The 6237-nt window shown below is 32.2% G+C and carries 5 protein-coding genes and 1 pseudogene; all 6 read left to right on the forward strand.

All coding sequences use genetic code 11. The features are described from left to right. A pseudogene (locus QZZ48_RS13460) lies at positions 1 to 372 on the forward strand (TetR/AcrR family transcriptional regulator); the annotation flags it as partial. After that, entirely contained in the window at positions 369 to 1595 is a 1227-nt protein-coding gene (locus tag QZZ48_RS13465) for a TolC family protein (RefSeq protein ID WP_294966722.1), read from the forward strand. The pseudogene QZZ48_RS13460 and the gene QZZ48_RS13465, both read left to right, overlap by 4 nt. Further along, positions 1592 to 2353 carry an efflux RND transporter periplasmic adaptor subunit gene (locus QZZ48_RS13470; RefSeq protein ID WP_294966723.1) on the forward strand — a complete coding sequence of 254 codons (762 nt, stop codon included), beginning with the start codon at positions 1592 to 1594 and terminating at the stop codon, positions 2351 to 2353. Before QZZ48_RS13465 ends, QZZ48_RS13470 begins: the two co-directional genes overlap by 4 nt. An 83-nt stretch (positions 2354 to 2436) precedes the next feature. Beyond that, complete coding sequence (locus QZZ48_RS13475) at positions 2437 to 5400, forward strand: efflux RND transporter permease subunit (RefSeq protein ID WP_366755938.1); 2964 nt, start codon at positions 2437 to 2439, stop codon at positions 5398 to 5400. Continuing rightward, positions 5390 to 5614, forward strand: coding sequence for a DUF2798 domain-containing protein (locus QZZ48_RS13480; RefSeq protein WP_294966725.1), 225 nt, complete (start codon positions 5390 to 5392; stop codon positions 5612 to 5614). The genes QZZ48_RS13475 and QZZ48_RS13480 overlap by 11 nt, the downstream gene beginning before the upstream one ends. A gap of 26 nt (positions 5615 to 5640) precedes the next feature. After that, positions 5641 to 6192 carry a lipid A-modifier LpxR family protein gene (locus tag QZZ48_RS13485; protein ID WP_294966726.1) on the forward strand — a complete coding sequence of 184 codons (552 nt, stop codon included), beginning with the start codon at positions 5641 to 5643 and terminating at the stop codon, positions 6190 to 6192. The last annotated feature ends 45 nt before the right edge of the window (positions 6193 to 6237 follow it).

Consider the following 6237-nt stretch of genomic DNA (forward strand, 5'->3'; position numbering starts at 1 on the left):
CTAGATGAACTAACTACTACAAGAAAAAAAGTAAAACAATTCTCAAGTATATTTTATGAGGAAGAAGAAAAAGAACTTAGATCATTTTATAAAGAGTTTACTTCTATATCTTTAACAAACCCAGATAAAGAGATGATTGAATTTCAAACACAACATACAAACTACTACTACAATTGGTTGTTAGATATATTGAACGAAGGTATAAAAAATGGTGAGATTAAAGAAGACTCACAAGGCTTAGCTCGTGGACTTTTTGAATCTGCAAAAGGTATGTTTATCGCAAGTTCAGTTACAAATACTATTGATGATTTAAAATCAGAAATACATAAATTTATAGATGCAATATTTGACTTAATAGAGGTGACAATATGAAAAGACTAATTTTATTGGTGATTCCTGCTTTTATATATGCAGAAAGTTTAAAGTCGCTACTAGACTATGCTACACAAAACAGTGACTTGGTAGTTTCTAAGACATTGACTCAAAAAGCAAAAGCTTCAGAAGTTGACTCAAAAGAGAGTTCTTACTATCCAACAATAGATGCAGGCGCTTTTTACAAAAATACGGATGAGAGAAGTTACTACACACCTGGTGAAATATATAGTGGATATGCAAAAACTTCTTTTGATATATATGATGGTGGAAAAAAATCTGCACTTCTTTCTCAAAGTAAGAGTGAATACAAAGCAAGTAGTTTTGATTTAGATGCACAAAAAAAGAGTTTAAGTCTGCAAATAGTTCAAGATTTCTTTAACATCAAAAGTTTACAAGCAAGTCTAGATGCAAGAGATGAAGCTAAGAAATCACTAGGTGAGCAACTAACTCGTATGCAAAGATTTTATGTGGCAAAGGTTGCTACTAAAGATGATGTTGATAGATTACAAGCAGAGTATGACACTAACATTTATTCTATGGAATCTATAAAGTTCAATATTATATCTTTACAAAAAGCATTAGAGTTAAAAGTTGGAAGAGATATACAGAGTTATGATGATTCAAAATTTAAAGAGTTTGTAAAACATGACTTAGAATTAACTGACAATGTAAAGTCTTTAGTGGCAAAAAAAGATGCATTATCAGATGGTGCTGAGTCAATAGATAGTGCTTACTATCCACAACTAAAAATAGAAGATACTTATAGTGTTTACGAATATGGCAACACTGACCTTACACATCCAGATGGTGTTGATAATCAAAATGTAGTATTAGTATCTTTAAATATTAGACTTTTTGATAAGGGAACTATTTCAAAGACTAAAGAAGCTATTTTAATAAATTCACAGGCTTTAAATACACAAGCAACCTACGCTAAAAAAGAACAAGAGATGAGATATAACTTGGCTCTATCAGCAATTGAGACTAGTTATATAAAAATAAAAAGTGCTAAAAGTGCCTTAGTAGCGGCAAGTAGTGCTTTTAAAACAATCAGTAAAAAATATGATTCTGGTATCGTTGATAATGTTGTTTATCTAGATGCACTAAGCTCTCAAACAGAGGCTAAAGCACTTTATGAAACATCTTTAAATGATTTGGAAATCGCATACGCAGCATATTATTATTATGCAGGAAAAAATATAGAGGAGTTTTTACAATGATCAGTATTAAGAAAGTTATTTTAGGTCTTATGGTTTTAATCCATACATTAGGTGCTGGGGAAATATATGCAACATTTAATATAGAAGCACATCAGAGTGCAAACTTGGCTTTTTTCACAGGTGGAGTAGTTGATAAAGTAAACGTAGATGTATCAACTATTGTAAAAAAAGGTGACAACTTAGTAGAACTGCAAAATAACGACTTAAAAGCATCTCTAAGAATGGCTAAGGCTGCTTTAGATGACGCTGAGGTTACTTTGAAGTTTGCAAAAAAAGATTATGAAAGACAAGTTCTTATCAAAGATCTAATCGATGAGGCTAAGTTTGATCAGTATGAACTAGCTTACGAAAGAGCTAAGGTTGCAACTGCACAAGCTAAAGCTAACTATTCTTATCAAAAAGCAATTTTAGAGAGAAGTATTATCTTAGCTCCATTTGATGGAATAATCTTTGAAAAAAGCGTTGAGATTGGTGATGTAGTAAGTGGTTTGTCTCTTAGAACAATACTTAAGATTCAAAGTAAATCAAAAAGAAAACTGATATTTGAATTTGATCAAAAATACTGGAAAAGTGTAAAAGTTGGAGATGCTGTTAAGTACTCAGTAAATGGTGATGAAAATAGTTACACTGGTAAGATCTCTAAACTATACCCACATGCTAACAGTGACAACAGAAAGATTAAAGCAGAAGTAATTACAAACGGCTTTGTGGTTGGTCTTTTTGGTGAAGGGTATATTACAATACCTGACGTAAAGTAGTTTTATATGTATAAGTTTTCTATAAAAAATCCCATAACAACACTGATGTATGTTGTTGCCCTGATTATATTTGGTATAAGTCTATGCCATCAGCACTTTTTCCAAATGTTGATTTTCCTATTGTTACTATTAAAACAGTTTATCCTGGTGCAGAAGCTGGTACTATTGAGTCTCAGGTAACTGATAAGATAGAAGAAGCTGTTTCAAGAATAGGCGGAATAGATAAAATACAATCTACAAGTAGCGAGGGTGTTAGTGTCGTAACTGTTGTATTTTTCTTAGAGCGAGACATAGATGAAGCAACAAATGATGTAAGAGATAAAGTCTCAGCTGTCATAATGCCTCGTGATGCAAAGACACCACTTGTAAGTAAGCTTGATATTGGTGGAGCTTCTGTTATAAATATCTTTTTAACTGCAAAAAAAGAGTCTATTAAAAACCTTATGTTATTTGCAGATGAAAAAGTAAAACCAAAGATACAAAAGATTAATGGTGTAGGTGCTGTAAATATTATTGGTTATAAAGATAGAGAGATAAAAATATATCCAGATCCAAAACTTTTAAATAAATTTGATATTACAATCGCTGAGTTAAACAAAATAGTTGCAAGAGAAAATGTAAAAATTGGTGGTGGTAAGCTTGTAACTAAAACAAAAGAGTTTATACTCAAGACAAAAGCAGATGCTCTAAGTGTAGAAGAACTTAAAAATATAAAAATTAAAGATGCTATTAAACTAAAAGATATAGCAAAAGTTGAAGATACTCTAAGTGATGCAAAGAGTTATGCTTCTTATAATGGAGAAGAGGGTGTTATGCTAGAGATTCAAAAAATCTCAGGGACAAATACTATTGATATTGTTGAGAGTGTTAAAAAAGCAGTACCTGAACTTCAAGGCTATGCAAAAGACAACTATGAAGTTATTATTTTAAATGATACTACACCATTTATTATTAACTCACTTGAAGATGTTGAGTTTGACCTTATTTATGGTGCTATTTTAGCAGCTATTATTGTATTTGTATTTTTAAGAAATATGACTATTACTCTAGTTTCTGCTCTTTCTATCCCTTCATCTATCATGGGTACATTTGCTCTTATGGACTATATGGGATTTGATTTAAATAGAATGACTCTTATCGGTCTTACTTTGGCTATTGGTATTATTATCGATGACGCTATTGTTGTAATCGAGAACATCTACAAAAAGATGGAAGAGGGTATGGGTAAGTTTCAAGCATCTGTAGAGGGAACAAAAGAGATGGCTTTTACTATCCTCGCTATTTCTGCAATGCTTTTGGCTGTGTTCATCCCAGTTTCATTTATGAGTGGAATAGTTGGTAAGTTCTTTGAATCATTCGCTATGACGGTTGCTTTTGCGATTATTATCTCATATACTATTGCTCTTAGTTTTATCCCAAGTATTAGTGCTAGGGTTTTACACAAGGGTGAAAGTAAGTTCTATGATAAAACAGAGTTTATTTTTAAAGCTCTTGAGAGAGGTTATGAAAAGATACTAAGATTTGTTCTTAGATTTAAGATCATTACTTTAATCGTAGTTCTTGCAATCTTTTTTGGTTCTCTTAGTCTTTTCCCTAAGATTGGTATGGACTTTATTCCTAAAGAGGATAAGTCCGAGTTAGAGATAAAGATAAAAGCAGATTCTGGGATCTCACTCCAAGAGATGATTAGAAAATCTAAAGAAGTAGAAGATCTAATTAGAGCAGATGAGAATGTTGTATATACGACTCTAACTATCGGTTATAACACTGCGCAAGAGAAACACAAGGCTCTTATGTATGTAAAACTTATAGAAAAAGATGAAAGAGAGTTAAACCAAGAAGAGGTTACTCAAAGTCTTAGAGCTAAGATGAAACCATTTAGCAAAGATATGTTTATAACAGCAGCAGCAATTCCAAATATTAAAGGTGCTGGTGTATCTGTACCTTACCAAATAGTTTTAAAGTCAGACTCATTTGAGGACTTAGAAGTTGCTAAAAATAACCTGATTGAGCACATGAAGAAAAAAGAGGGTTTTGTTGATATCGATACAAACTTAGACGATGCAAGACCACAGATAGATATCAATATTTTAAGACAAAATGCAAACCGTCTTGGCATCTCAGCATCTCAGATTGCAGAGGCAGTATCTACTGCTTTTTCAAGTGATTTAGAGATTTCATACTTTGAAGAGAATGGTAAGCAATATAACATCACTCTAAGATTTGATGATGAAAATAGAGTAAGTATAGATGATATTAAAAAGATTCAACTTCGTGCTGATAATGGTCAGTATATATATCTTGATGGTTTAGTTACATTTACTCAAAGTAAATCTCTGACTTCTATAAACCACTTTGACAGACAGAGACAGGTAACTGTTTTCTCAGATCTTTTTGGTCTTGATCTTGGTGGAGCTGTTGCATATACAAGAGAATCTATTGACAAGTTAATGCCAGAGAGTGTTACTTATAGATTTACTGGTTTTGCGGAAGAGATGGAAAAAACTGCCGCTGCATTTGGAGTAGCAATTGGGCTCTCAGTAATACTTATGTTTATTATCTTAGCAGTTCTTTATGAGTCATTGATTCAACCTATTATTATTATGATGGCACTGCCTCTGAGTATCATAGGTGTTATGCTAGCACTCTATGCATCTGGACTTCAGTTTAGTCTATTTGTAATGATTGGATTTATGTTGCTTATGGGTATGGTTGGTAAAAATGCTGTGCTTCTTGTTGACTTTGCAAATAACGCAGTTGCGAGTGGTAAAAGTGCAGATGAAGCACTTATAGAAGCTGGAGAGAAAAGACTTAGACCGATTTTAATGACAACTATTGCAATGGTGTTTGCAATGTTACCTCTTGCTATTGGTGATGGACTTGGTAGTGAGACAAAAGCACCGATGGCAATTTCTATTATTGGTGGACTTTTAAGTTCTATGGTCTTAACACTTCTTATTGTTCCTGTAATGTATAGATTAATTAATCCATTTGATAGATGGTTGAGAAAGTTTTATGAAGTAGGACAAATAAAAGATGGTAAATAGAAAATATGAAATGATACTTTTTTCATTTATCATGTCTATGTTTATGTCTGGATTTATGAGCTTAATTGTAACGTTCATAAATCTTGGAATAGTAGATGGTTTTGTAAATATTTGGCTAAGTGCTTATTGGAAAGCTTTTTTAGTTGCTTTTCCTACAATCTTTGTTATAGTTCCACAAGTAAGAAAAATTGTTGCAATTTTAGTGAAAAATTAACAAAATAAAAGGTTCAAAATAATTAGATGAAACATATTTATAAATTAGTATTTTTAATATTGGTATCTACTCTAAATGCAGATCAGATATCTTTTCAGTTTAATAATGATGTATTCGCTGGAACAGATAGGCATTACTCAAATGGTCTTGCTCTTAGTTGGATGGATGATACTTATGATCATGAGGTTACTGATTCTACATCATATTACAGTAGATTTATGCTTGGTTTATTTAATGTTACAACTATCAATGGTCTTGAAAAATCAAAAAAATATAGTGCAGGAGCTAGCCTTTCTCATGCAATTATTACTCCTGAGGATGTCAGCAAATCTGAGGCTCAATATAACGATGCCCCTTATGTGGGTTTTTTAAACTTATCACTATATGTTTTTGAATGGGATGACAATAGTTTTAATGAGTATCGCATGAATCTTAGAGTTATAGGAGAAAATGCAGGAGAAGAAGTCCAAAATGGATTTCACTCTATCATAGGCAATGAAGATGCTAAAGGTTGGGACACTCAGTTAAATCGCCAATTCCAACAACAAGTGCAATTTCCACCTAAATTAGCTAGCTAATCTTTTACTCATTTCACTGAAAAACACTTCATACGGAGTTTTGTA

The organism is Sulfurimonas sp., assembly GCF_016744025.1.
Classification (GTDB): Bacteria; Campylobacterota; Campylobacteria; order Campylobacterales; family Sulfurimonadaceae; genus Sulfurimonas.